The 23,874-nt window shown below is 37.3% G+C and carries 30 protein-coding genes; 16 read left to right on the forward strand and 14 right to left on the reverse strand.

The window, feature by feature from the left end:
* Positions 1 to 47: 47 nt before the first annotated feature.
* The 4 genes from PSR12_RS09970 (at position 48) to PSR12_RS09985 (ending at position 2,970) form a co-directional block, all read left to right on the forward strand.
* The gene (locus tag PSR12_RS09970) at positions 48 to 230 is read left to right on the forward strand and encodes a hypothetical protein (protein ID WP_263082503.1); all 183 of its coding nucleotides are present in this window, start codon (positions 48 to 50) and stop codon (positions 228 to 230) included.
* An 808-nt stretch (positions 231 to 1,038) separates the two neighbouring features.
* A complete protein-coding gene (locus PSR12_RS09975) occupies positions 1,039 to 2,076 on the forward strand; it encodes a threonine aldolase family protein (protein WP_274772977.1) in 1,038 nt (345 codons plus the stop codon).
* Between the two features lie 94 nt (positions 2,077 to 2,170).
* Positions 2,171 to 2,722 (forward strand): DUF1697 domain-containing protein, encoded by a 552-nt coding sequence (locus PSR12_RS09980; RefSeq protein WP_257522010.1) that lies wholly within the window; start codon positions 2,171 to 2,173, stop codon positions 2,720 to 2,722.
* A gap of 35 nt (positions 2,723 to 2,757) precedes the next feature.
* Positions 2,758 to 2,970, forward strand: coding sequence for a hypothetical protein (locus tag PSR12_RS09985; RefSeq protein ID WP_221683050.1), 213 nt, complete (start codon positions 2,758 to 2,760; stop codon positions 2,968 to 2,970).
* A 46-nt stretch (positions 2,971 to 3,016) separates the two neighbouring features.
* Here the strand turns inward: PSR12_RS09985 and PSR12_RS09990 are convergent, their stop codons facing one another.
* Both PSR12_RS09990 and PSR12_RS09995 read right to left on the reverse strand, forming a co-directional pair.
* The gene (locus PSR12_RS09990) at positions 3,017 to 3,208 is read right to left on the reverse strand and encodes a hypothetical protein (protein WP_115673749.1); all 192 of its coding nucleotides are present in this window, start codon (positions 3,206 to 3,208) and stop codon (positions 3,017 to 3,019) included.
* Positions 3,209 to 3,652: 444 nt separating this feature from the next.
* Complete coding sequence (locus PSR12_RS09995; RefSeq protein ID WP_274772981.1) at positions 3,653 to 3,898, reverse strand: hypothetical protein; 246 nt, start codon at positions 3,896 to 3,898, stop codon at positions 3,653 to 3,655.
* A 176-nt stretch (positions 3,899 to 4,074) separates the two neighbouring features.
* Between PSR12_RS09995 and PSR12_RS10000 the strand changes: the two genes are divergently transcribed.
* Complete coding sequence (locus PSR12_RS10000) at positions 4,075 to 4,875, forward strand: SDR family NAD(P)-dependent oxidoreductase (protein WP_274772983.1); 801 nt, start codon at positions 4,075 to 4,077, stop codon at positions 4,873 to 4,875.
* A gap of 62 nt (positions 4,876 to 4,937) precedes the next feature.
* Here PSR12_RS10000 and PSR12_RS10005 read toward each other — a convergent pair whose 3' ends face one another.
* The 3 genes from PSR12_RS10005 to PSR12_RS10015 form a co-directional block, all read right to left on the reverse strand.
* A complete protein-coding gene (locus PSR12_RS10005) occupies positions 4,938 to 5,441 on the reverse strand; it encodes a DinB family protein (protein WP_274772985.1) in 504 nt (167 codons plus the stop codon).
* 38 nt (positions 5,442 to 5,479) lie between these two features.
* Positions 5,480 to 5,698, reverse strand: coding sequence for a hypothetical protein (locus PSR12_RS10010; protein ID WP_257522515.1), 219 nt, complete (start codon positions 5,696 to 5,698; stop codon positions 5,480 to 5,482).
* Between the two features lie 92 nt (positions 5,699 to 5,790).
* Entirely contained in the window at positions 5,791 to 6,663 is an 873-nt protein-coding gene (locus PSR12_RS10015) for a DMT family transporter (protein WP_221683047.1), read from the reverse strand.
* Positions 6,664 to 6,876: 213 nt separating this feature from the next.
* On the opposite strand from PSR12_RS10015, the gene PSR12_RS10020 reads away from it, so the two are divergent.
* Positions 6,877 to 7,293: a GNAT family N-acetyltransferase gene (locus PSR12_RS10020; RefSeq protein ID WP_221683046.1), complete on the forward strand. Its 417-nt coding sequence runs from the start codon at positions 6,877 to 6,879 to the stop codon at positions 7,291 to 7,293.
* Positions 7,294 to 7,700: 407 nt separating this feature from the next.
* Here the strand turns inward: PSR12_RS10020 and PSR12_RS10025 are convergent, their stop codons facing one another.
* Entirely contained in the window at positions 7,701 to 8,150 is a 450-nt protein-coding gene (locus tag PSR12_RS10025) for a DinB family protein (RefSeq protein ID WP_257522014.1), read from the reverse strand.
* A gap of 129 nt (positions 8,151 to 8,279) precedes the next feature.
* A complete protein-coding gene (locus tag PSR12_RS10030) occupies positions 8,280 to 8,825 on the reverse strand; it encodes a DUF7010 family protein (RefSeq protein ID WP_274772987.1) in 546 nt (181 codons plus the stop codon).
* A gap of 371 nt (positions 8,826 to 9,196) precedes the next feature.
* Here PSR12_RS10030 and PSR12_RS10035 point away from each other — a divergent pair, with 371 nt between their 5' ends.
* From PSR12_RS10035 to PSR12_RS10045, 3 genes are all read left to right on the forward strand, one after another.
* On the forward strand, positions 9,197 to 9,763 hold the full coding sequence (locus PSR12_RS10035; protein ID WP_221683044.1) for a TetR/AcrR family transcriptional regulator: 567 nt from the start codon (positions 9,197 to 9,199) through the stop codon (positions 9,761 to 9,763).
* A gap of 126 nt (positions 9,764 to 9,889) precedes the next feature.
* Complete coding sequence (locus PSR12_RS10040; RefSeq protein WP_221683043.1) at positions 9,890 to 11,014, forward strand: ABC transporter permease; 1,125 nt, start codon at positions 9,890 to 9,892, stop codon at positions 11,012 to 11,014.
* The gene (locus tag PSR12_RS10045; RefSeq protein WP_221683042.1) at positions 11,015 to 11,692 is read left to right on the forward strand and encodes an ABC transporter ATP-binding protein; all 678 of its coding nucleotides are present in this window, start codon (positions 11,015 to 11,017) and stop codon (positions 11,690 to 11,692) included.
* A gap of 517 nt (positions 11,693 to 12,209) precedes the next feature.
* Here PSR12_RS10045 and PSR12_RS10050 read toward each other — a convergent pair.
* Together PSR12_RS10050 and PSR12_RS10055 are read right to left on the reverse strand one after the other, a co-directional pair.
* Complete coding sequence (locus PSR12_RS10050; RefSeq protein ID WP_274772989.1) at positions 12,210 to 13,394, reverse strand: MFS transporter; 1,185 nt, start codon at positions 13,392 to 13,394, stop codon at positions 12,210 to 12,212.
* A 17-nt stretch (positions 13,395 to 13,411) separates the two neighbouring features.
* Positions 13,412 to 14,230 carry a MerR family transcriptional regulator gene (locus PSR12_RS10055; RefSeq protein ID WP_274772991.1) on the reverse strand — a complete coding sequence of 273 codons (819 nt, stop codon included), beginning with the start codon at positions 14,228 to 14,230 and terminating at the stop codon, positions 13,412 to 13,414.
* 249 nt (positions 14,231 to 14,479) lie between these two features.
* Here PSR12_RS10055 and PSR12_RS10060 point away from each other — a divergent pair, with 249 nt between their 5' ends.
* Positions 14,480 to 14,965 carry a DUF2975 domain-containing protein gene (locus tag PSR12_RS10060; protein WP_274772993.1) on the forward strand — a complete coding sequence of 162 codons (486 nt, stop codon included), beginning with the start codon at positions 14,480 to 14,482 and terminating at the stop codon, positions 14,963 to 14,965.
* 219 nt (positions 14,966 to 15,184) lie between these two features.
* A complete protein-coding gene (locus PSR12_RS10065) occupies positions 15,185 to 15,640 on the forward strand; it encodes a GNAT family N-acetyltransferase (RefSeq protein ID WP_274772994.1) in 456 nt (151 codons plus the stop codon).
* 394 nt (positions 15,641 to 16,034) lie between these two features.
* On the opposite strand, the gene PSR12_RS10070 is transcribed toward PSR12_RS10065, so the two are convergent.
* The 4 genes from PSR12_RS10070 to PSR12_RS10085 form a co-directional block, all read right to left on the reverse strand.
* Positions 16,035 to 16,679, reverse strand: a complete 645-nt coding sequence (locus PSR12_RS10070; protein ID WP_274772995.1) for a pentapeptide repeat-containing protein — start codon at positions 16,677 to 16,679, stop codon at positions 16,035 to 16,037.
* Between the two features lie 75 nt (positions 16,680 to 16,754).
* Positions 16,755 to 17,693 (reverse strand): bile acid:sodium symporter family protein, encoded by a 939-nt coding sequence (locus PSR12_RS10075; RefSeq protein ID WP_274772997.1) that lies wholly within the window; start codon positions 17,691 to 17,693, stop codon positions 16,755 to 16,757.
* A gap of 87 nt (positions 17,694 to 17,780) precedes the next feature.
* Positions 17,781 to 17,972, reverse strand: coding sequence for a hypothetical protein (locus PSR12_RS10080; protein ID WP_257522023.1), 192 nt, complete (start codon positions 17,970 to 17,972; stop codon positions 17,781 to 17,783).
* 37 nt (positions 17,973 to 18,009) lie between these two features.
* Positions 18,010 to 18,543, reverse strand: a complete 534-nt coding sequence (locus tag PSR12_RS10085) for an HXXEE domain-containing protein (RefSeq protein ID WP_274773000.1) — start codon at positions 18,541 to 18,543, stop codon at positions 18,010 to 18,012.
* A 655-nt stretch (positions 18,544 to 19,198) separates the two neighbouring features.
* On the opposite strand from PSR12_RS10085, the gene PSR12_RS10090 reads away from it, so the two are divergent.
* Positions 19,199 to 20,971 (forward strand): oleate hydratase, encoded by a 1,773-nt coding sequence (locus tag PSR12_RS10090; protein ID WP_274773002.1) that lies wholly within the window; start codon positions 19,199 to 19,201, stop codon positions 20,969 to 20,971.
* Positions 20,972 to 21,157: 186 nt separating this feature from the next.
* On the opposite strand, the gene PSR12_RS10095 is transcribed toward PSR12_RS10090, so the two are convergent.
* Complete coding sequence (locus PSR12_RS10095; protein ID WP_004228553.1) at positions 21,158 to 21,619, reverse strand: GNAT family N-acetyltransferase; 462 nt, start codon at positions 21,617 to 21,619, stop codon at positions 21,158 to 21,160.
* A 78-nt stretch (positions 21,620 to 21,697) separates the two neighbouring features.
* On the opposite strand from PSR12_RS10095, the gene PSR12_RS10100 reads away from it, so the two are divergent.
* The 4 genes from PSR12_RS10100 to PSR12_RS10115 all read left to right on the forward strand — a co-directional run bounded on the left by PSR12_RS10100 (position 21,698) and on the right by PSR12_RS10115 (position 23,809).
* The gene (locus PSR12_RS10100) at positions 21,698 to 22,093 is read left to right on the forward strand and encodes a pyrimidine dimer DNA glycosylase/endonuclease V (protein ID WP_274773004.1); all 396 of its coding nucleotides are present in this window, start codon (positions 21,698 to 21,700) and stop codon (positions 22,091 to 22,093) included.
* A 15-nt stretch (positions 22,094 to 22,108) separates the two neighbouring features.
* Positions 22,109 to 22,732, forward strand: coding sequence for an HAD family hydrolase (locus PSR12_RS10105; protein ID WP_221679894.1), 624 nt, complete (start codon positions 22,109 to 22,111; stop codon positions 22,730 to 22,732).
* A 358-nt stretch (positions 22,733 to 23,090) separates the two neighbouring features.
* Complete coding sequence (locus PSR12_RS10110) at positions 23,091 to 23,411, forward strand: PadR family transcriptional regulator (RefSeq protein WP_004228545.1); 321 nt, start codon at positions 23,091 to 23,093, stop codon at positions 23,409 to 23,411.
* A 56-nt stretch (positions 23,412 to 23,467) separates the two neighbouring features.
* Positions 23,468 to 23,809 (forward strand): DUF1048 domain-containing protein, encoded by a 342-nt coding sequence (locus PSR12_RS10115; protein WP_036080890.1) that lies wholly within the window; start codon positions 23,468 to 23,470, stop codon positions 23,807 to 23,809.
* Positions 23,810 to 23,874 lie beyond the last annotated feature (65 nt).

Genomic DNA, 23,874 nt, shown 5'->3' on the forward strand with positions numbered 1-23,874 from the left:
CGCGGGAATAGATCAAACCAAATAGGGCAATGTAATACTACTTGGAGGTGATCATTTTGACAAAGGGCAAGCAATATAAACGTCAGTCAGAGTTGGCGGAATTAGCGACAGATTTAAGTCCAGATGATTTAGATGTGCGCGAAGAAAATGCTTTAACACAAGAACAAAAGAAAAATTCGAATGAAGAAAATCGTTCAAAAAAATCTGCCACACGCAAATCGCAATCATAACGTAAACACCACAATCATTTTCGATTGTGGTGTTATTTTATCTATTGCCACTTTTACATAGATCTCTACTAACAATCGTTGATTTAATGTTACAATTTATAGAATGAATGAAAGGAGCTGGAATAAATGATTATATTTATCGTATTTGTTGGGGTTGTCGTTGTTATAGGCATCGTCAGTAATGCAAATAAAAATCACAGGAAATCGAATGAGCACAACCACCATATCCATTCCACTAACGAATTTTCAACAAATGATGCATATCTTTCCTCCCAAGACAGTCAACAATGTGCTGATTCTAGTGCTACTACGAGTGACTCATCTTGTGGCTCTGGCGGGGAATGAAAGTGACCCTTCTGAATTATTGAGAGATTGATTGAGGTGATCCAAACTAAGGAGAAGCCGCTCCAAAGAGAGTCCAAGGTGATCCAAACTAAGGAGAAGCCGCTCTAAAGAGAGTCCAAGGTGATCCAAACTAAGGAGAAGCCGCTCTAAAGAGAGTCCAAGGTGATCCAAACTAAGTTGAATCTGCTCCAAAATGAATCCAAAGTGATCTAACAAAGGATGAAACCTGCTTCCCCTGTAGTAGAACCTCCCTAAAGAGGATTCAAAGTAATCAAACAAAGAGGAAATTGTTTATAGCGTGATCAAAGCGGATGAGATCTGCTGGGCATCGATCTCCTCCGAAGTACATATTTAAAATTTCATCACCTCATAACTAACAACTACTGTCTTTAAGATATAGCGAAAATGAAGCAACAGGCGTAAGATAGAGTAATAGATAGAGAATTTGGAGGTAGTAGTAGCTATGATTCGATTCGAAAATGATTATGCAGAAGGTGCCCATCCACAAATTTTGCAGCGGTTAGTGGCAACAAATGAAGAACAATCTCCAGGGTATGGTATGGACGAGCATTCCGAAAAAGCAAGAGCCTATATAAAAAAGGCGATTGCAGCGGAGCAGGCAGACATTCACTTTTTAGTTGGTGGTACACAAACGAATACAACCGTGATAGCGTCTATTTTGCGTCCTCATCAGGGCGTCATTTCTGCGAGTACAGGGCATATTGCGGTGCATGAAACAGGAGCCATTGAGGCAACGGGTCATAAGGTGCTGACATTGCCTAGCGATGATGGCAAACTAACTGCGGCACAGGTGAAAGCCTGCTATGATGCGCACTGGCTGGATAGCACACATGAGCATATGGTGCAGCCAGGCTTAGTGTACATATCTCATCCTACAGAAAATGGCACGACCTATAGTAAGGCAGAATTAACAGCCTTACGTGAAGTTTGCCAAGACTGTGACTTACCGCTGTTTATCGATGGTGCTCGTTTAGGCTATGGGCTAGTGGCACAAGACAGTGATTTAGCTCTCGCTGATATCGCTAAGCTTTGCGATGTATTTTATATTGGTGGCACTAAAATGGGTGCATTGTTTGGCGAAGCAGTCATCATCGTGAATCCTGCTTATCAAAAGGATTTTCGCTACATGATCAAGCAAAGAGGGGGGCTGCTTGCCAAAGGTCGATTATTAGGCATTCAGTTCGAAACGCTATTTGAAGATACGCTCTATATGGATATTTCGCATCATGCGGTAGATATGGCAATGCTGATACGACAGGCATTTCTCGATAAAGGCTTCACAATGCGTTATGATTCAAAAACGAATCAGCAATTTCCGATTTTACCAAACCATCTACTTCCGACGCTGGAAGAAAAATATTCCTTCTCCATTTGGGAAGCATACGATGCTACTCATACGGTTGTTCGCTTTTGCACAAGCTGGGCTACGACCAAAGAAAATGTGGATCGTTTAATAGACGATATCCACCAATTAGTATAACCAATCAAGCTGCACCTTGCATGAAAGGATGCAGTTTTTTCCTATTATTCCCTAATTATTGCTATACTATAGATAAAAGGAAAGGTGGAAGCGAATGACTAAATACGTAGCACTTTTAAGAGGTATTAATGTAGGTGGGCACAATAAATTAAAAATGGCTGAATTGAGAGACGCGCTGCAACCACTAGGACTCCAAAACATTCGGACCTATATTCAAAGTGGCAATATCCTTTTTGAATCGAGTGAATCAGCAGAACTTTTGCAACAGCAAATTCAAGAGACCATCCAAACTACCTTCACTATTACGAGTACAGTGATCATCCGTACAGCTGAAGAATTCCGCTCTATTGTGAACAATTGTCCTTTCTCAGAACAAGACTTAGCAGATGCAAGTGCAACAGCTACAGGGGAAAGTCTCCATGTTGCACTACTTTCAACAGTTCCAACTGAAGAGAACGGTGCTAAGTTATTACAGTATGTAAGTGAAAAAGAGCGCTGCATTATCAAGGGGAGAGATGTCTATCTTTTATTTTACGATAGCATTCGCAATGCCAAGCTTAGTCAACAACTGCATAAGCTAGAGGTGCCTGCTACAGTTCGCAATTGGAAAACGATGATGAAGCTTGCGACGATGATTGGTGAGTAGGGAAAATCATCTTTTCTAAGAGGAGGCGTGTTTAGATGCGACGGGATCAAGTAGGTTATTTTATTTATCCTTTTTTGTACTTCATTGTTAGAACGGTGAATCAATGGAGGAAACATGAGCCGATTGCATGGGGAGAAAATGTGACGATGATGGTCATCACAATGGTCTTCATCTATTTCTTTGTTTGGATGTGGAATTGGTCCAAAAAGCCGTATCAATGGGGAAAGAAGAATAAGAAAGAAACATAAAGCAAGAGAGCAAATTTCATTTTTTGAAATGATGCTCTCTTGTTTTTTACTTGAACTTTTCAGGTTTTGTGGCTTTAATAGAGGCAATTTCTCCACATTGCGTACAAACAGTGAAAATAAGGGGTGAACCTGAGGAAAAGATAGTATTCACGGGTCTTAAAGCAGCATAGCCATCTAATTTCCCTTCAGAAAAAGATTGACCGCCACAGGCTTTACAACTATATGTATTTGTTTCCATATTCTCACCTCTTAATGTAAGTTTAAGGAAATTATAGCATAGAAAAAACTACAGCGATATGCATCACTGTAGCTCAGAATTGGTTGATACCCTTTGAGGTTTTCTAAAGTATTATAGCATAACAACATATTCATTGTATAGATGAAGGAAAATATATAGATGTTGCGACTTCATTTGACTTTATCGAATTGGCTATTTGTACGAAAAGATTGGGTGTTTCCTGATTCGTGCTATCTTTATAAATGCCGAGAAGATATTGTAAATTGCTTTCTTCAAAGACAAAGAAGTTAAAAAGCAGGTGCTCAAAATAAATTCCCTGACTACCATCTTGCAGTGTATATGCTTTTCCTGAAAAGCTCACTTTTGGTTGAATAGGTCGAATATCCATTTTAAAAATATGCTGTTTCATTTCGTTATGAACATAGAGAATGTTAAGTGAATCATTCATGCCATATTGATGATCTTTGTAAAATCGACCAAACTTATGTGTGATGGAAAACGGGGGTAAAACATTTGTAGTTTAACCTTACTATAATGCTGTTCAAATTCCTTCACAGCAGCTTCTACTGATTGATAGCCAGCTTCATCAAATTTTTCCTCAAAAGTGGGTGGCTTAGTTTGCGCACTTGCATGTTCCATGGTTTGGTAAATTAAAAAAATACATAGTGAAAAAGTAATTTTCTTTAGCATTTGCTTGCACGTCCTTATTTAAATAGCACTTTATAGAAGTATTTTGTTTCAGGATGAAAATATACGCGTTCACATTTAGGGATATTAGTTTAAAATTAAATGGTTTAATGTTAAACTATTTTACGTTAAGAGAGCTGATTTGCTCTTTTTCGTGTGATTTGAAGGAGGAATTGAAAATGAATCGAGTAAAAAATAAAGTGGCATTAGTGACAGGTGGAGCATCTGGTATTGGTTTATCAGCAGCTAGCTTGTTAGCAAAAGAGGGCGCAAAAGTAGTCATTGCTGATTTTAATGTAGAGGGTGCTAAAGAAGTTGCAGCAACTTTAGTCAATGATGGGTATGAGGCGGCAGCCGTTTTCCTTGATGCAAGGGATGCTTCCTCCATTGAAGCGGCCGTGAACTTCACTGTAGAACGATTCGGCTCATTAACGGTGCTCTTTAATAATGTTGGTCTAACTAACTTGAAGAAAGATTTAGATGTATTAAATATTGATTTAGATGAGTGGGACCGCTTAGTCAATGTGAATTTAAAATCCATATTACTAGGAAGTCGTTTTGCCATTCCACATATGCAAAAAGCTGGTGGGGGCTCAATTATTAATACGGCTTCTATGGCTGCGTTCGCCAGTGACCAAATCCGAACAGCCTATGGGGCAACAAAAGCAGGTGTGGTGAATATGACAAGAAACATTGCCACACAATTTGGGAAGGATCATATCCGTTGTAATGCGGTTGCACCAGGTCTTATTTTAACACCAGCCGCGAAAAACAATATGCCAGAAGAAATGCTGGCAATTTATGCGAAATTTAATGCGCTACCATATCATGGAGAAGCGGATGATATTGGCCATGCAGTTGTATTTTTAGCCTCTGACGAATCAAAATTTATGACGGGCCAAACATTGCAAATTGAAGGCGGACATTACCTCGCTAACCCAACCATCGCTGATACTAATAACTGGCTAGCATCTTTATAGTCAATCAATAAAAGAGGTTGTCTTAGAATAGACAACCTCTTTATAATTTGGCACAAGCTTAGCTACATTTGAGGAGCCTCCAACCCAAATTGAGCCCATTCCTCTTTCGCTGGACCATAAATACCTGGAACAGTTAAACCAGCCTGACGCATCAGAACCGTCATTTGACCGCGATGATGACTTTGATGCTGTAGTAAAAATAATAACAGGGAACCATTGGGCATTTGTTGACCAATAAATTCAATCGTTTCAGTCATTGTCTTGTCAGTCCATTGCGATTGTATCGCTTGCACAAAGGCTTCACTCGCTTGGTGATAGCCATCTGCAATGAACTGAGCAGAAGTAGGAACTGGAAAATCCTTTGCTGGGGCTTCAAACGCTAAATTCGAATTCGAGGTAATAATTCGAATTGCAGTAACCGTGTGCCAAGCAACGCGTCCTAAAGTCCAGTTTTCAGGAGTGGTTGCCTGATGTAGCGATTCATCTGTAAGGTGATTAAGTAATTTTTGCGTAGCAGCGGCTTCAAATGCCCAAGACTGTAAAAAATGATCGATTGTTTGAAACATGAAATCCCTCCAAAAATATCCTATGATGTCTTATTTTCCTATGCACCTAAAAGAAAAGCAAGATAAAGAATTGCATAAAGGGGAAGGGCAATCGAGAGCAGGATATACATGCTCCATTCACCAATCGATAATTTTCGTTGCCACCTCGTTAATTTTAGCTGTCGACAATAGATCATACTAGCAAGTAAAAAAATTAATAAAGTAAAATCCTTTAAGTTATCTAAAAAGATGTTCAGAATATCAACTCCTTTAGGCATTGGCAATATATGTGCCAACATGTCATTCAATGACCATAAGCTGAGCCAACATAAAAAGTGCGTCTCTATCTAACATAGAAACGCACTTCGATTTATTCGTCTCGAATGACAATAAAAACGCCACTAAAAATTAATAGGGAGCCTATCCAAAAGGAAAGCCCAATCGTCTCTCCCAATAAGAGCCAGCCTAAAAATGTGCCAACAATTGGTTGAAAGAAGAAAAATAAGCCGCCACTAGACGCATTCATTAGTTGAAGCCCTTTATTCCATAATAAAAAACCACCAGCTGTTGAGATAATGCCTAAGTAAAGCAAGCCCCCTGAAATGGTCGGCTGTAAAACACTTGCCAGATCTAAATTCTTTAGCCTTGGAAGGACAAAAGGGGTCAACAGCATCACGGCAATCATAGATGTATAGGTTGTGACAACAATTTGTGAGTAATGGCTTGGTATCTTTTTGACTAATACCGACATCAATGCCCACGTTAAGGCAGCAAGCAGTAAATAGTGTCCGCCTAATTGCTGTGTCACATCGATTTGACCATTGCCTACAATGATTCCAACACCAATCGTGGCAAGAGCGATGGACAAGCATTTTTTCAGCGTAATACTTTCTTTTAAAATCAAACGTGCGAAGACAACCATAAAAGCAGGGGTTGTAGCAGTAATAATTGCTCCCATCTGCGCGGTGGATAGCATTGTGCCCATTTCCTGTGTCACAATTGAAATCGTGTTCCCAATAAGGCCAACAAGAAAAATGATCAGCCAATCTTTTTTAGCTATTTTCCAGGATTGCCTCATCATGATCCCAATGATACCGAGTGCAATCACCGCAATTAAATAGCGCATCCAAACAAGCTCTAATGGTGGCACAACCTCCACCACTACTTTAACGACTACATACATGGCACCCCAAATACTCGCAGCAAGCGATAAAAAGATGGCACCGATTACTAGATTTCTCATGTTTTTTCCTCCGTTTTCATAGATACCTATGCCCTTAACGGAGAAAAAGCGCTTCTACCGTTAAGGAAGAAGAAGTGCTGGTACGTCCTGTTCAAATAATGGAGCAAACATCATAATTATCCCACCATCCTCAAGTCATTTTTTATTAGTATAATAGAATACACATCGTTTTCATAGGGAGATTTCATGAAAGCAAAAAGAGGGAGGATGAAAATGGTAATACTTCAATACAAGATGGAAGAGAAGGATTTGCCAGTATTAAAGGAAGTCTATCAATCTGTTGGGTGGAGGAAACATGATGAACAGATTATCAAACAAGTTTTCGATGCAAGCACACATCAAGTATTCGCCGTGGTAGATGGAAAAATAGTGGGCTTTGCTAGAGCTTTGTCAGATGGCGTATTTAATGCCGCCATTTACGATGTGGTTGTGCATCAAGCTTATCAAGGTACAGGGATTGCTCGTTTACTGCTGGAGGATATGATCGCACAGTTAAGGGAGGTATCCTGCATTCAGTTAATCGCCACAACAGGGAATGAACCGTTTTATGCAAAAATGGGCTTTAGAAAATTGAAAACGGGTATGGCCATCTATAAAAATCAACAACTAGCTCAAGAATATCTGGATTAAAGGAAATGGTCGGAAACCCACAAATGGTTTCCGACCTTACAATTTTATTTCATTATAATTAGACTGGATGAAATAGCTGTTAGTTGATACCTGCTTATAGTGCCCTACATTCCACTCATTCAGGTTGATTAAATCCTTAAGGAATTTGGGGACAGGGCAATTCCAATCTACATTTACTATTGTTAGTGGGAAATGTAGCTGTAAGTATATTAACTGAATCCAAACCAGCATCCTCCACTACAAACTCCATCCATATTTGATAAGGTTTTCCGAATGTTGAGAGCTTTTTTATATAGGGCTATATGTGCTCTCTTCATATCTTCAAACCATAAGTTACGGAAATAACGCCTTTTCCCACTACTGTTCTTCCATTGAAAAAGCTATTCCTTTCATTGCTTTGCCTTTTATTAAAATAAAGGCTTTGGCAATCCACTAAGATGCGCGATAACGGAGATTTGCCCAACATGGTAAGCTTCATGTGAGTAAACATGATGAAACAACCAGTTAAGTGTAGGGACGGAAGGTGGCGTCCAACCATCGGTAAACTTCGGCACCTCGACTATTTCATTGAGCTGCGATTCGTCTAATGTATGTAGAATGTCATCCGTATAATTTCTAATTTGAATATAGCTATCTAGTATTTCCTTAGGCGAACAATCATCGTGAAGGTTTAATATACAAGGATTTTTAAGTCCAATTTCATTCACCCAATAGTCTTCGCTACTTGATAAATGAGAAATAATCCATGCTACATTATTTGGATAAAAATCAGACGTCTTAAACCAAAATGCCTCATCAAGTGTGCTTAGGTAAGGGATTAACGTTTTCCTAAGATCATTACGATATGGAAATAGCACATTTATACATCCTTTCATTTATTAATAGGTTTATTGTAAAGGAACAAGTACGGGCTAGGAAATGAATACTTTATTTCTCTGGTTGAAAGAGGTCTGGAATATTAAAAAAAATCACCTAGAGGAAGGTGATTAAATCGGATTGACTTTAAGTTCTCTTAGAATTAAAAGAACGCCCATTCCATACACAATAGAAATGGCTAAAGGTACAAGTGTGAAGGCTTGATCGACAAAGAACCCACCAAAAATCAAAGCAGAGAAGCAGACGCCTAAAGTCACAAATAAATAAGCCTTACTTTTATAAATCCATATGTATGGCAGAAAATGAGAGCCTGCAAGTAAACCTATTGTAAAGGGAAGGTATTCAGGTATGTTCATATACACAATGATAAATACAGGTATGTAAAAAGCTTGAGGAGCGGCAACAATTCCTCCTAACGTCCCTAAAGGATTGCCAGTAGCGTTTAAATTAATCCTAAGAATTTTACTAATGCCAAAACCGATAGGGAAAATGGCACCTAAGCCAAATATCCAACTTAAACGTACAGCTTCAATTGGTAAAAATAAGGGCATTAGAGTAAAAAGTAAAAAGACAACCGCACCAGAAAGTAAAATGGGAAATCCCTTCTTTACTTCACCAATCATTTCCTTTTGTAAATCTTCCAGTGTTTTATCCATCAACACACCATCCTTCATGAAATAAATAGAATATAACCTATAATATACCAGTATATTTCTATTTTTACCACAGATGATTTGAAATGGAATTTTTTTAAAAAAGTTTGCGATCCATTGCCTAAAAAATTCTTGAAGACCAAGATTATTATTAAAATTGTTGATTAGTGAAAGAAAGTCATTCCTTTTATCTTTCTTACGTTATAAGTACCTATGGAGAGTTTTGGGATTGGGAAATGAAATAGTCGTCATCTTCTATTGAATGGTTACTACCTCTAACAAAAACGTAATTTACTCAAACATCATGCATGTTTAAAGGTTACTCGCTTTTTTTTTGTCTCAATGTTAGCATTGTAGAATATTGGAGGTATTATATGGGACGAGATAAAAAATTTTCTGAACAAGACCTTTGGCATCATACACACCAGCTTTTGCTATCTGTTGGATATCAAGGGTTTACAATGAGCTTGCTTGCACAAAGTATTGGCGTATCAAGGGCCGCAATTTATAAACAATATCCAAATAAAGAAGAACTTATTATTCAATTTATGGTTTGGCAAATGGAAAAAAGCATCGAGAACCTTTCAAATGTTAATTTTTCGCAATCATTTGAACAACAGCTTGAGGATTTACTTGTTCGTATGTTTGATATGCGCGACCTACATCAAATTTTAGGATTCACCTCACAGATTAATGACGTATCACTAGTTGTGAAGCAAAAAAAGGAAGTATTAAATAACATGCATGGTGGACTTTACATACCACTTCAACAAGTAATCAAGCAGGGTAAGGAAGAGGGGATAATTGCAGAAGATCGTAACGACTTTATTTTGCTTAGCTTCATTTTTCAATTAATTGATATGCCAAACCATCTCAATATGCCTATAGAAAGCTTTTTAAAAGAGATCAAATTGCTTATTTTACATGGTATTTCAAAATAAGTAACAAATGTGTCACTTATTTTAGTTACACATGTGTAACTTTTGTGTATAATGAAAAAGAATTCATATTTAGCAGGATACAATCTTTGCTCATATAAATTCTATTTCTAATATGGAGGCTACATCATGTTTTTAGCATTAAAAGAATTAAAATATGCGAAGTTCCGCTATGTAATGATGACGACAATTATCATTTTAATCGCATGGCTCGTGTTCATTTTATCGGGACTTGGCAACGGTTTAGCGACTTTGAGTGCCGCTACACTGAAAAATATCGACGCAGAATACGTTGTATATGAAGAAACAGCAGGGGCTACATTCGCAAAATCGATCCTGTCAGAAAATCTACAAGATGATTTAGAAAAGCAAAACAATGTAGATAAAGTCGCTGCGTTTGGCGCTTCTACAATTGCAGTCGGCAAAACAAAGTCAAAAGATGCCGATTCGAAGGAAGATGTCGCATTTTTAGGCGTTGAGCCAGACGCATTTTTTATGCCAGAGGTAATCGAGGGTGAAAAATTATCATACGACAACAAAAAGGGTGTTGTTATTAACGATACGTTAAAAGAAGCAGGCTACAAGATTGGTGATATCTTACTAGTAGCAAACTCTGACATGAAATTAGAAGTGGTAGGTTATGTAAAAGGAGAAACCTATAATCACTTACCTGCTATTTTCACAGTAATGGAAAACTGGCGTGATTATCAATATGCAGCTCCCGGCTCTGACAATGATACAGACAAAGCTGTACAAGCCTTCTTCCTAAAGGCTCCCAACTTAGAAGATCCAACTACTATCGACAAAGCCGTAAAAGATGTTGAAACAGTTACAAAGAAAACAGCAATCAACGGTATGCCAGGTTATAAAGAAGAAAACGGCACTATTATGATGATGCTTGCTTTTTGTATCGTTATCTCTGCATTCATTATCGCTGTATTCTTCTACGTCATTACAATGCAAAAGACACAACAATTTGGTGTCATGAAAGCAATTGGCGCTAGCAATGGTTTCATCGGTAAAGCAATTGTTGCACAAGTAGCGATTCTATCAGTATTAGGTATCGTTATTGGTATAGTCCTAACTTACTTAACGGCTAAAATTTTACCAGAGGGTATGCCATTTGACTTAGAACCGACCTTAATCATTACCTATGCGATTGTTTTATTAATTATTGCATTATTAAGTTCAATTGTTTCTGTACGTCAAATCGTTAAAATCGATCCATTAACAGCATTAGGGAGAGTGGAATAAATGGCGCTATTATCACTACAAAATGTTTCTAAAAGCTATAAAGAAGGCGCTAGCACTGTCCAAGCATTAAAACAAGCAACACTTGAAGTAGAAGCTGGGGAGCTAGTAGCCATTATCGGTCCATCAGGTTCAGGTAAAAGTACACTACTTTCCATTGCAGGCGCTCTATTACAGATGTCAGAGGGTACTGTAGAAATTAACGGCAGGAATATTGTTGATCTTTCAGCAAAACAATTAGCAAGTTTCCGTTTAAAAGAGCTTGGTTTCATTTTACAAACATCAAACTTAGTACCTTACTTAAATGTACTTGATCAATTACTACTTGTGAAAAAAATGGGTGGTAAAGTGACAAAAGATGATAAAGAGTTTGCAAAGCAACTACTTACAGAGCTTGGCTTAAGTGATAAACTTAAAAAAATGCCGAATGAATTATCAGGAGGTGAGCGTCAACGTGTTGCGATTGCGCGCGCATTCATGAATAACTCAAAAGTGATTTTAGCCGATGAACCAACTGCTAGCCTTGACTCTAAACGGGCACTTGAGGTCGTAAAGCTTCTTGCCAAAGAAGCAAAAGAACGTAACAAAGCTGCCATAATGGTAACCCATGATGAACGAATGCTACAGTTCTGTGACCATGTATATCGTATGGAAGATGGCGTGCTCACGCAACAATCTTAAAAATAGAGACTGGGTATAAAACTCTAGCTTTCATCAAAAAGGACTCGTGCTTTGTGTCAGTAAAAGTGCGAGTCCTTTTCGTTATAGAGAGGAATTTTAAATGATTTTTATTGTTGTTTAGAAGGATGATCGTTTATCTGTCAAATTCATGATGATAACGATCAACCTAAGCTAGGAAAACATTTGATGATTATGCCTATTTATCAAGCCTTTTCAAAATAGATAAAAGTCAAATAGGAGATAAAAATTTCAACCTAGTACCACAAGCTTCTAGCACAGGTCTTTGGAATGTAATGCTACCAAAGGATGCTCGGTATGCTTTAAAGCCTGATTTTAATGCCTTAAATAATATAGGCGGATTTCATGTGTTTACGCTTGATACAGCAGAGAGCCGAAACTTTTGCCGACTCTATGGCATTGATGAGCTGCCACAGGCACATTTAATCAAGAGTACATATTTTGAAAAGCTACCTTTATATTGAATAGGCCATTTTCAATATAAAGGTAGGACAAAAAATTAATATTTGACTTTAGTAATAATAGGGGTTTCAACTCTACTATTCAATTTTTGGAATAGCCAGATGGCAAGGAATAAAGCCATGCTTACAGTACCAAAACCGACCCAATTCAAATGTAGGACAGAGGTATGACCGATGACAAACCCGCCTAATGCAGACCCTAGGGCAAAACCGAATTGGATAAAGGAGGTATTTATGCTTAGGGCAATGTCTGGATTTCGAGGTACTAGTGTAACAAGAAGGAGCTGCTGGGCAGGAGATATACTCCAAGTTGCTACCATAAAAATCATTAAAATCAAGATCAATACAAGGAGATTGATACCAGCTAGTCCGAATAAGAGGAGCGTTGCAGCTTGTAACAGCAATCCGAAACAAATGGTAAATCGCGAACCCTTTGCATCAGCCAATTGTCCGCCCGCTCTTGATCCAAGGAAGCTACAGATGCCAGCTAAAAATAGGATGCCACTAATTTCGGTCATAGAAAGAGGGGATGTGGCTTGTAAGAAAGGCGTAATATAAGTAAATAGGGTAGCGTAGCCACCGACATAAAATAAAGTAATAGCCAGGGCAGTTAGAATTTTTGAATCTTTTAAAATCGAAAGCTGCGACCTGAGTGTAACAGCTTCTTCCTCCTTAATAACTGGAATTTTTTTATAGATGATAAGCAGTGGAAGAATGGTTAATAGACCGATCAACATAAACAAAACTCTCCATCCAAATAATTCGCTAAAAAATGTGCCAATTGGAACACCCAGCACGAGCGAACTGCTTAAGCCCATCAAAATGATGCCAATAGCACGACCTCTTCGTTCTTTTTCAACTAATCGAGTAGCTACTGCCATGGCTACCACTGTAGCAATTCCTCCGCTAACTCCTTGAATAATGCGTATTCCTAGTGCGTATTCAAAAGAAGAGCTGATAAACATGAATCCGTTACTAATAATGAACACACTAACGGTAGTCATAAGTAACTTTTTGCGATCCATATTGATCGTAAGCGCAATGAGAATTGGAGCGAAAATGGCTGCTGCCAGGGCAAATAAAGTCACTAATAACCCAGCTTCTGAAATCGTTACGCCAAAATCTACGGCAATCATTTCAATAACGCCTGTAATAATGTACTCAATGGTTCCGATTAGAAAAACAACGAGTGATAAAACATAGATAATCAGCTTATTTTTCAACTCAATTCACGCTTCCTTCAGCTATTTATAATAGGTATTTGTATCTCCATTAATTGGACGTTCTGGGTTGTAGATAATGGTAAATAGATTTCTCTACCTGGTTCGTTTTCCTTGACTTGATAGTTATTTTCTACAATCCATTTCGCTAAATCAACACAGGCTGTACAAGCAAAGTTAGAATCTGAGCGAAAGGTCATTGTGGCCATCATCGGCTCAGGCGGAAGAGTCCGTAGTTGAAATGTATCAGGGAATGAGGGAAGTTCCTTGGTTAAAAAATAGCCGACTTCAAATTCAAATTCATCTTCTTTCTCCTCTATTTCTTTCCATAAAACAACCTGAGGACTTTGAGCTAATTGGCGCATTTCCTTTGTGAGTAATTGATTAAATGTACGAAACAGATCTGGAATATCTTCTTCTCTCCCGCGTGCTTTCAAAGAAAGGAATTGCTGAGCATCCACTGCCTTGATGCGGATTTCTTGATCTGATTCCACCTGACCCTCTCGTTCTAAAAGTTGCATACGTTCTTCAATTCGTGCAAGCTTGGCCTGTTCCGTCTGAATAATATGTTGAATCTCACTTTTTTTCAGCTTAAACATCCCTTGTATATCTTTTAACGAAATATCTTCGTGGAGTAAGCGTATAATCTGTGGCAAGGTAAACCCCAATTCCTTATAGAGAAAGATTCGATTAAGCTCTAGTAGCTGGTCTGCTGAATAGTATCGGTAGCAAGTATCATGGTCCACCTTTCTTGGCTTTAATATGCCAATCTGATCATAATAGCGCAATGTTTTTAAAGATACTTTGCTTAGCCTAGAAAATTCACTGATTTTAAACAAACTATCACCTCCAATCTAATAACTTAATGCAAGTATACAGTTTCCTGTGCAGGGGAAAGTCAAATGCTTTTTAAATAACTTTATGGAGCCTTACTACAATCTAATGTAGTAAGGCTCTTGTGAATATTTCAATGAATGTCAAATATATAAATAACAATAATAATATAATTGAAAACAATTATTATTTATTGTTAATCAATAAATTGTGTGCTAAATTTATAGTGTCATTAAATAAGTGAGGTGCTTTATGTGAATGGTAAACGAGGATTAACAACTTTCTTAAAGGTGATAATTCTTCTAGCTGGTATGGTCATTTTTGCCCTGTGTATATTTTTTTTACCACCAATGGCTCATTTTGCATCGAGTTTGTATCCGAATTTTTACCCAATGAACGATCTCATTTTCATTGTGATGTATGGATCGGCTGTACCTTTTTACATTGCTCTCTATCAGGCTTTTAATCTTTTACGGTACATTGAAGCGAATACCGCGTTCTCGGAATTATCTGTAAAAGCATTAAAGTACATAAAGTGGTGTGCGATAATAATCAGTGGCTTGCATGTATTAGGTGCACCACTTTTTCATTTTATAACAAACAAAATGGATCCTCCTTTTGGAATAGTGGGACTCCTCATCATTTTTGCTTCATTGGTTATCGCCATTTTTGCGGCTGTCCTTCAACGACTTCTACAAGAGGTGACGAATATAAAATTAGAAAATGAGTTGACGGTCTGAGATGGATGATATGGTGATATTAGCCAAACGAAAACTGCTCATAGAAGAGATGTAAAACATATCAGTTAGAATTCGGAATCCTATGGAAGTTTAATAGTGACGCAAGTAAATTTCTAGATAGATATGTAGTTTAATCTTTTACATTAAAAGGAGCTGATCCACTTTTATTCTACTTTTGCTATACTTTATGAAATTGAATAGTATAAGGAGGCTATAAAAGTGGATTGGAAGATAAAAAAATTTGATGAATTAACAGTAAAAGAACTATATGAGATACTGAAGGTTCGTGCGGAAGTTTTTGTTGTAGAGCAAGAGTGTGTCTATCAGGATATCGATTCAAAAGACGAAAATGCTTATCATTTATTTGGTGAAGACCAAGGAGAGGTAGTTGGGTATTTAAGGATTCTTCCCAAAGGAATAGTATATAAAGAAGCGGCAATCGGAAGAGTGTTAACAAAGCAAACATACAGAAAAAAGGGTTTGTCTCTGGAAATGGTTAAAAGAGCAATTGATTACATTCTAGATGATATTGGAGAAGACGCAATCCGCATTTCTGCGCAGGCATATTTGCTAAAATTCTATGAGGGCTTCGGATTTGAAAAGACATCAGATGTTTATTTAGAAGATGGAATAGAACATATAGAAATGCTATATAAAAGGCTGTCGGTCGAATAATAATATGAATTTAATAACAAACAAACAAGGCGTCCGATAATTTATGCTATCAGACGCCTTGCATTTAAAGTGGAGGATAACCTGTAAATAGCAGGATAGAATTCTAAAAGTGGAGGATAAAATTGAAAAAGAAGCGGATAGAACGCTTAAAGTGAGGGATAGGCCTGCAAAGTAGGAGGATAGCCTATAAAGAGAAGGATAGAATTCTAAAAGTGTCGGATAGAACTGAAAAAGAAGCGGATAGAACGCTTAAAGTGAAGGATAGCCCAGCAAATTAGGGGGATAGCCTGTAAAGAGAAGGATAAAATTCTAAAGACGATAAAATAGAAGCTTTACAAATTACAACAATTGAGCGCTATCCGAGGATAAGCGCTTCAATTTTTAAGCCCTTAAACTAGTATTTAACCTTCAATCCTAATAATGAAGCAAAACCGATCGCTTGTTCAGTAGAGACTTCACACCCATTTAAACTTTCTGGAGTTACTTGAAGTCTTTTAAATTTACATGTACTGATGTCTATTCCTTTTAAGGAAGTTTGGGAGAAATCCACATCATTTAGATCACTTTCCTGAAACGCTACTTTATTTAGTAAACAATCATAAAAATTCGCACCTTGCAGGGAGGTGTTATCAAATAGCACTTGTTTAAAGCGCACTTCAGGAAAATTGCATAAGTTTGCAAGGCAATTTTCAAATGAAACATTGCCGAGGTTCGATTCAGTTAAATTCAACCCTAATAATTTACAGTTTTTGAAGGCCACTCTATGAATGATGCCTTCACTTAAGTTAGTGTTAGATAAATCACAGTTTTCAAAAATGACGTCCGTTAAATCAATTTTTTGAAAGGTACAATCGATGAATGTGACATTTTTAAAGATAACATTAGAGACGATTAATCGTTCAACATCCTGATCAATGACGGTATCCGTAATCATGCAATTTGTTAAATAGGGTTCCTCCTCATAAAAAATATCCTGAAAATTTGCCTTGTCAAGATTCGGAGGTATTTTTGGTGAGGTAAGTTGGAAATTGTATGACATATTAGCACACCCTTCAAATGTAAATAAAAGCTTCTTCTATTTAGTATAAGTGCAAACCTAAAATAAGAACACCGTCTATACGGTGCTCTTATTTGGTTTATACAAAGGATTCACCATCTTACTAAAAACGGAAGCTAGTATCTGTTGAAACAGCATACCGAACACAACAGGCATGGCGACTTTACCTGGAAAGTATGTTGTGGCTACGATAACACCGACAGCAATATTTCTCATGCCACCCGTAAAAACAAAGGTTGCCATTTGTGGACCGTCTTTTAACAGATATCGACCAATGAGGTAAGCAAATAGATAGCCTGAGACTGCAAGCAAGAACACTAAAAGCACCACGAAGAAGAGATGCATGTTGATATCCTTTAAGTAGGGAGCAATGGCACTGCTATTAATCAGTATGACCGCAAATAAACATAGCTTTGAAAAAGGAGCAAGCTTTTTACCGATTTTTTGGGGGATGGCTCCTTTCGAAAGTTCATTCACTAAGATACCTAAAATCGTGGGTAAGACAATCATCCATAGTAACTTCAGAATCAGGGATGCCACATCCAACTCAATTTTTTCACCCGAAACGATATAGAGGATGATGGGAGAAAGGAGGGTATCAATTAAAATAATCGATAAGCCTAACGGTAAGTTCCCTTTGCAAATATTGATCCAAATAACACTCGTTACGCCTGTTGGGAGTGCAACCGCTAAGACAAAACCAACAGTCAACAAATGGTCATCAAACAAAACGGTGGATAAGAAATATGCCCATAAAGGCATCAAGAGATGAAGAAAAAGGATGGAGGATAAAATGAGTACTGGGTGCTTCATGAAAATTTTTACATCTTTAAATTTCATATGTAAGCTTCCTGAGAATGTCATGAAGGCAAATAGCCAGGAGACAAGGAATAATAAATGATGTCCAATGCTTTCTAAGAATACACCTACAATTAAGCTTAATGGTGTCAGGATCGCAATGTATTTTTGGAGAAATACATTTAGTTTTTCTAACATACAAAGACCTTCTTTTTTATCTGATTTTATCACTTTATTATAATCGTAGGTAAATTTACCGTAAAAAAAGCAGAAGGTTTACTCCTGCTAAGAATTTACATGTTTTTTATCGATTTCTTTAGTAAACGGCATCCATACAATGCCTAAGATCAATAAAATATTACCTGTCCACCTAACCCATAAGTAATAAGGATGGTCTTTTAAAAAGTACAACAAGGCTAGAATAATAAGCATCCCAATCCCAATCATCAATTTTAAATAAATCGGAGTTTTTGCCATTCTACTGCCTCCTTTCTGTCTTTTCATGAACATGAATCTATATCACTCTTTTTCCTATCCAATGCGCAGTAAAGACAATTGGGAAAAATAGTATACCAAAAGGCAGGCTTAGTAAAACGATATGCCAAGTAAGGATGCCACTAGTAAACAAAGATTTAAATAAAATAATACTATAGGGAATAATAATGATGGCTGATGTTATCGCTCCTGGTGTGATAGAACGAAAAAATAGCGATTGTCCAATATGGGTAAAAGCATGGATAAAGAAAACAAGTGTGACAGCTGTGAAAAAATAAATAGTTAAAGCGACTCCGTTTAGAAAATAGTAGTTAGCCAGAATGGTAGAGAGACTGACAAACAAGAAGATAAATAATACAGCAACAGCAAATTGTGCGGTGCTCATTGAAAATTGTTTTACCACTTTATCGGCTATTTTTGGAGGTAATCTTTCATACAGCTTATGACGATTATTTTGTAACCATTTCTCTACCATAATAATTTCTTCAAAATCATGGATAATAAATAAAATAGGAAACAACCAAATAAGTGTTTGTACATTCAACCATTCCATATAAATACATCTCTCCTTATCACTATGCTGGAAGTGTTACTAAAAATACCATATTTATATAATATATGTTAATAATGATATATTGAAAATAGAAAAAGTTGTAAGCTAAGATTCATTTTTAATTGATTTATTAAGAAATTGGGTATGAAGCTGTGAGTGAAATCGATAAACGTAATAGACTAAACGAGGAGCCATTCACGTTATGAAGGAAAGCAAATTAAAATCGTCAAGTAGAAAGAGGCTGAGCGTCTACTAGCAAAAATTCAGCAGGTGGAGGGGCAGATAAAGGAAGTCCAGCTATTGTTAGCTAAAATTACGGGTAATTTTAAACGGGGTTTCGAAAAATTGGCTAAACATAAAAAAGGGAATAAAGTTTAAAAAAAGATTTATTGAGATAATAATTATGCAAAGCTAATATCAACGTACTGGAGTGGTTTTTTCTTTTTAAGGCCAGAGTTAAGGGGATTAAAACAATTATTTACTCTATGGTTCTCTTTTATAAAAATACAAGCACTTGCTTTGTCCAATGAGAAGGGGAGATAAATTAACGAACAATTATCGGATTTGAATTTTTTGTTAATTATTAGCTCATTTTACCATTTAGCCGATAACCTATGATATTCTATATTAGAATAATAAATTAGGAGGCGGTAATATGTATTACAGCAATGGTAACTATGAAGCTTTCGCACGTCCTAAAAAACCTGAGGGAGTCGATGAAAAATCTGCTTATCTGATTGGCTCAGGTCTAGCCTCACTGTCAGCAGCATGTTTTTTAATTCGTGATGGCCAAATGAAAGGTGAGAACATTCATATTCTTGAAGAGTTAGATATTTCAGGAGGAAGTCTTGATGGCATACTTAATCCAACGAGAGGGTTTATTATTCGCGGTGGACGAGAAATGGAAGATCATTTTGAATGCTTATGGGATTTATTCCGTTCCATTCCTTCGTTAGAAGTAGAAAATGCTTCGGTTTTAGATGAATTTTACTGGCTCAATAAAGAGGATCCTAATTATTCAAAATGTCGATTAATGAAGGACAGAGGCCAAAGACTTGAGGATGATGGCAAGTTCACCTTATCGGATCAATCCTCAGAAGAAATGATTAGATTATTCTTTACACCTGAGGAACAATTAGAGGATAAAAAAATCACAGAGGTTTTCTCAGATGAATTTTTTGAATCGAACTTTTGGCTCTATTGGTCCACAATGTTTGCGTTTGAAAAATGGCATTCTGCGATGGAAATGCGTCGTTATATTATGCGCTTCATTCATCATATTGGCGGATTACCAGATTTATCGGCCTTGAAATTTACAAAGTATAATCAGTATGAATCGCTCGTGCTGCCAATGATTAAATACTTAGAAAGTCATGATGTCGATTTCCAATATAATACGGTTGTAGAAAATGTTTTAGTTGATAGGGTAGGAGACAAAAAAGTAGCTCATACATTGGTGTTACGAAAAGATGGTGTGAAAAAGAATATTGAACTAACAGAAAATGAGTTCGTGTTTGTGACAAATGGTAGTATTACAGAAAGTACAACATACGGGGATAATAATACGCCAGCCCCTATCAATAAAGATTTAGGTGGCAGCTGGTCCCTGTGGAAAAATATCGCTGCCCAAGGTGAAGAATTTGGTCGACCAGAAAAGTTCTGCGATAATCTGCCAGAGGAAAGCTGGTTTGTTTCCGCTACCCTGACAACATTAGATGATCGAGTGGCTCCGTATATTGAAAAAATCAGTAAAAGGGACCCATACGCTGGTAAGGTCGTAACAGGAGGAATTGTCACAGCTACCGATTCTAATTGGATGCTAAGCTATACATTGAACCGACAACCTCACTTTAAAAATCAACCAAAGGACCAATTAGTTGTTTGGATTTATGGCTTACTATCAAACAAGCCAGGTGATTTTATTAAAAAAAGTATTACGGAATGTACAGGCATTGAAATTGCACAAGAGTGGTTATACCATATGGGTGTACCAGTGGATGAAATTCCAGACATTGCACAAAATTCTTGCAATACGATTCCATGCTATATGCCTTACATCACCTCTTATTTCATGCCAAGAGCAATGGGTGATCGTCCACTTGTTGTGCCAGAAGGGTCTGCTAATTTAGCCTTTATTGGCAACTTCAGTGAAACAGCAAGAGACACTGTCTTTACTACAGAATATTCCGTAAGAACGGCGATGGAGGCAGTCTATCAACTATTAAGGATTGACCGAGGTGTGCCAGAGGTGTTTGCGTCTGCCTTTGATGTTCGCACATTATTAGCATCAACGGCTCGTTTGCTGGATGGTAAAAAACTAACAGATATTGATGCACCATTTATCTTAAAGCAAATCGGTAAATTGGGTATTCATAAAACAAAGGATACAATCATTTATGATTTACTGAAAGAAAGTAAACTAATATAGTGTTGAAAAATAGACAAAGCAGTTTGAGGGGCTTTGTCTATTTTTTTATAGCCAATCCTTTACATAGGCAAGTAAACCGATAAACGCACCTAACCCCATGCCAATAAAGACAGGCACGACGAGGTTGGCTTTCTTTTGTACGGTTTTCATTTCTTCCATTGAAATCCCTTCTTTCTCATCACATACTTAAAATTCTAAGCGCATGGTCTGGTTCGTATCCTTGAACCCGTGTTTTTCATATAAGGATTTAGCGCCTTTATTTTCAGTCAATACATTTAACTCCAAATAGTCCAAGTGACGATAGGCTGCCCATTTTTTCGCTTCATCTAATAAAGCAGAGCCAATTCCTTTGTTTTGGTAATGCTTGCCAACAATCACATCCACAATAAAAGCATATTTGTGTTCAACCAAGCAAGTATAGGGTGGGGTCGTTGTTTCTTGAATTAGCAAAAAGCCTACTACTTCGTTCTCGAATGTTGCGATTAAAATATCTGAATCATCTTCAATGATCGTAAACCTGATAAAGTTGGCATCTTGTTTGGCAGGTTTGATATATTTAGGTTGAAGAATGGACATCTCAAAAAAAAGCTCTTGGTATAAACGCTCAATTTGTGGAATTTCATCGAGCGTTGCAGTTTTTATTTCCATACTATCCCTCCGTCAGTTTTAGCATCATAGTAAGTAATATTTTACATTAATGGTTGATTAATAGAAAGGAGAAGGCACATGAGGTTATGGCATATAGATTTAATTGCATATCTACCAAAAGGACAACTACTGTCGCAGTGGAGAGAGCTAAATAGCATATTTGCGAAAGAGGATCAGCATATACTGATTAACTATATATACGAATACCCGAAAGAAGACTTGTATTTGTATACCGAAAAAGTCATGGATGAAATGAAGAAGCGGGGTTACCAAATTCGAACCTACGAAAAAAAGAATAACTACTTTAAGGGTTTAGGCCCAGTAAAGGATAGGAAACCCTTTCAACAGCATCATAATCAGGAATATCTTGAAATATGTTTTTATAATTTAAAGGAGAAATTTATAAGAGGCCAGAAGGATTATGAAGAAGAAATGTATCAGCAATTATGCACATATGTAAATAACGTGCTTTAACTAGGAGGGGAATACATGCTAAGAGCGATTATATTTGATGTAGATGGAACGATTTTGGATACAGAGCAAGCGATTTTACAGTCATTGCAAAGAACCTTACGAGAAGAAACACAACAGGACTATCCGTTTGAGGCGCTACGATTTGCTTTAGGCATCCCAGGAAAAGATGCATTGCAGAGGCTCAACGTGGATGACATAGAGGCTGTGCATCAGAAATGGTCTGCGGCTGTGCTGGATTTTTCACATGAAGTGGCTGTTTTCGAAAGTCTAGAGGAAGTTATTCAGCACCTTGCAACAAAGCCGCTACAATTGGGTATTGTCACTTCTAAAACAGCGCAAGAGGTAGTGGATGAGTTTGAGCCGTTTGGGTTAAGTGAGTATTTCCAACATATTGTAAGTGCCAGTGATACGGAAAAGCATAAACCAAACCCAGAGCCGCTGTTAAAATGTCTGGACGCATTACAGGTAGCACCAGAAGAGGCCATCTATATCGGTGATTCTATCTATGATTTTCAATGCGCAAAGCAGGCAGGTGCTAAATTTGCCCTTGCCCATTGGGGAGCCAAATCCACCACTGGCTTTGAGGAGGCAGATTACGTTTTTTATGAGCCAAAGGATATTTTAGCAATCGTTAAGTAGCATGAAAAATAGAAGATGGTATCCTATATTTCACATCATCTTTGCCTATTACATGGTAGGTGGAAGGTAAATGTTTAAAAAGGTTAAGACAGTTAAATTCCCTATATCTAAATTGTTGTCAGTCGCCTGATAAGATTTGAAATTTTAATGAAAGAATATGGAGTTGCGTAGGCAGCTCTTTTTTCTTTCTTGAATAGTGGTATCAGAAAATTTATAAGAAAAGTAATTGACACCCAAACTACTCGGTGTTACTATGTAGTTGTAATAAGTAATACTTAATAGCTTCTCGAAAGCGAAAAAATTTTACCTAAGTACTAAGTTGTACAGAATAGTAAAGCAAATAGAGGTGGTTCTGCATATGGAAAATTTAACAGAGATGCTGAAGGGGTCCCTGGAAGGCTGCGTACTGGAAATCATTAGCCGTCATGAAACCTATGGATACGAAATTACTCGACGCCTGAACGAGTTAGGGTTCACTGAAGTCGTGGAAGGGACGGTCTACACCATCCTCGTGCGTTTAGAGAAAAAAAAACTGGTGAATATTCAAAAGAAACCATCAGATATGGGACCACCCCGCAAGTTTTACTCACTTAATGAGGCTGGACGTGACGAACTAAAATTATTTTGGGAAAAGTGGGATTTTATCTCGTCAAAAATCAATGCTCTAAAGTCTTTTTAGTTTCATATGATAATGCGTCTGATCTTTAGCTTGATAATACAAAGGAGGAAACTATCGTGATTGAATTGTTCAAAAAAATGATGGGTGATAAAAAAGAGTACAAGATGATGATGGCACGGGTCGAACAACTACCAGAGGATTACCAATTTGTGTTTAAAAAAATTCAAAACTACATGTGGAATTTCACAGTGGGTAATGGGATGGATATGCTGCATATGCAATATGAATTGATCGAGTTGTTCGAGGCTGGGGCAGCAGAAGGCAGGAAAGTGCTGGAAATCACTGGCGAAGATGTAGCGTCTTTTGCTGATGAGCTAGTGGCAAACGCAAAAACCTATATCGCCAAGTATCGTGAAGATTTAAACCAAAGCATTTTAAATCGATTAGGAAAAAAATAAATGGGTCAGTAATACCGACTGAATAGCTACTTGTTCATTGTTGCCTTCGCTATTCAGTTTTAATT

Source organism: Lysinibacillus sp. G01H (genome assembly GCF_028872195.1).
In the GTDB taxonomy this organism is placed as follows: Bacteria; Bacillota; Bacilli; order Bacillales_A; family Planococcaceae; genus Lysinibacillus; species Lysinibacillus capsici.

What these genes read in the sequence shown, in the direction of transcription:
- PSR12_RS10070 (WP_274772995.1), bottom strand. Translation starts at nt 16,679, where the DNA reads ATGTCATACAATTTCCAACTTACCTCACCAAAAATACCTCCGAATCTT.
- PSR12_RS09995 (WP_274772981.1), bottom strand. Translation starts at nt 3,898, where the DNA reads ATGCTAAAGAAAATTACTTTTTCACTATGTATTTTTTTAATTTACCAA.
- PSR12_RS10015 (WP_221683047.1), bottom strand. Translation starts at nt 6,663, where the DNA reads ATGAGAAATCTAGTAATCGGTGCCATCTTTTTATCGCTTGCTGCGAGT.
- PSR12_RS09990 (WP_115673749.1), bottom strand. Translation starts at nt 3,208, where the DNA reads ATGGAAACAAATACATATAGTTGTAAAGCCTGTGGCGGTCAATCTTTT.
- PSR12_RS10000 (WP_274772983.1), top strand. Translation starts at nt 4,075, where the DNA reads ATGAATCGAGTAAAAAATAAAGTGGCATTAGTGACAGGTGGAGCATCT.
- PSR12_RS10045 (WP_221683042.1), top strand. Translation starts at nt 11,015, where the DNA reads ATGGCGCTATTATCACTACAAAATGTTTCTAAAAGCTATAAAGAAGGC.
- PSR12_RS10010 (WP_257522515.1), bottom strand. Translation starts at nt 5,698, where the DNA reads ATGCCTAAAGGAGTTGATATTCTGAACATCTTTTTAGATAACTTAAAG.
- PSR12_RS10105 (WP_221679894.1), top strand. Translation starts at nt 22,109, where the DNA reads ATGCTAAGAGCGATTATATTTGATGTAGATGGAACGATTTTGGATACA.
- PSR12_RS09975 (WP_274772977.1), top strand. Translation starts at nt 1,039, where the DNA reads ATGATTCGATTCGAAAATGATTATGCAGAAGGTGCCCATCCACAAATT.
- PSR12_RS10035 (WP_221683044.1), top strand. Translation starts at nt 9,197, where the DNA reads ATGGGACGAGATAAAAAATTTTCTGAACAAGACCTTTGGCATCATACA.
- PSR12_RS09985 (WP_221683050.1), top strand. Translation starts at nt 2,758, where the DNA reads ATGCGACGGGATCAAGTAGGTTATTTTATTTATCCTTTTTTGTACTTC.
- PSR12_RS10095 (WP_004228553.1), bottom strand. Translation starts at nt 21,619, where the DNA reads ATGGAAATAAAAACTGCAACGCTCGATGAAATTCCACAAATTGAGCGT.
- PSR12_RS10090 (WP_274773002.1), top strand. Translation starts at nt 19,199, where the DNA reads ATGTATTACAGCAATGGTAACTATGAAGCTTTCGCACGTCCTAAAAAA.
- PSR12_RS10075 (WP_274772997.1), bottom strand. Translation starts at nt 17,693, where the DNA reads ATGTTAGAAAAACTAAATGTATTTCTCCAAAAATACATTGCGATCCTG.
- PSR12_RS10020 (WP_221683046.1), top strand. Translation starts at nt 6,877, where the DNA reads ATGGTAATACTTCAATACAAGATGGAAGAGAAGGATTTGCCAGTATTA.
- PSR12_RS10110 (WP_004228545.1), top strand. Translation starts at nt 23,091, where the DNA reads ATGGAAAATTTAACAGAGATGCTGAAGGGGTCCCTGGAAGGCTGCGTA.
- PSR12_RS10030 (WP_274772987.1), bottom strand. Translation starts at nt 8,825, where the DNA reads ATGGATAAAACACTGGAAGATTTACAAAAGGAAATGATTGGTGAAGTA.
- PSR12_RS10080 (WP_257522023.1), bottom strand. Translation starts at nt 17,972, where the DNA reads ATGGCAAAAACTCCGATTTATTTAAAATTGATGATTGGGATTGGGATG.
- PSR12_RS10040 (WP_221683043.1), top strand. Translation starts at nt 9,890, where the DNA reads ATGTTTTTAGCATTAAAAGAATTAAAATATGCGAAGTTCCGCTATGTA.
- PSR12_RS09980 (WP_257522010.1), top strand. Translation starts at nt 2,171, where the DNA reads ATGACTAAATACGTAGCACTTTTAAGAGGTATTAATGTAGGTGGGCAC.
- PSR12_RS10005 (WP_274772985.1), bottom strand. Translation starts at nt 5,441, where the DNA reads ATGTTTCAAACAATCGATCATTTTTTACAGTCTTGGGCATTTGAAGCC.
- PSR12_RS10085 (WP_274773000.1), bottom strand. Translation starts at nt 18,543, where the DNA reads ATGGAATGGTTGAATGTACAAACACTTATTTGGTTGTTTCCTATTTTA.
- PSR12_RS10100 (WP_274773004.1), top strand. Translation starts at nt 21,698, where the DNA reads ATGAGGTTATGGCATATAGATTTAATTGCATATCTACCAAAAGGACAA.